General features: G+C 45.0%; 1 protein-coding gene. It reads right to left on the reverse strand.

Annotated features, from left to right (window positions below):
• Window positions 1-300 (reverse strand): 3-methyl-2-oxobutanoate hydroxymethyltransferase (locus tag A3739_RS08650; protein ID WP_197472216.1); only part of this gene is annotated, 300 nt, incomplete at both ends.

The following is a 300-nucleotide window of genomic DNA, read 5'->3' on the forward strand; positions in this document are numbered from 1 at the left end:
GCATTAACAGACCTGCATTATGAATCGTCTGTTCGATGCTGTTATTTGCATTGAAGGGTAGGTCAGCCATGATCAAGCTGCGGGAATTGCCACTTTTCACACAAGCGGTGTGGTAAAGCATATCATCCATGGTAACAGGAAGCGTGCTGTCGTTGCCTTGAAGCACCATGCCCAAAGAGTCACCGATCAACAGTACATCGATTCCTGCCTCATTCGATAAGGCAGAAAAACACGCATCGTAACTGGTGAGACAAGAAAATTTCTTACCTTCTTCCTTCAGTTTCTTCAACGATAAAGTGG

It is taken from the genome of Oleiphilus sp. HI0067 (genome assembly GCF_001635735.1).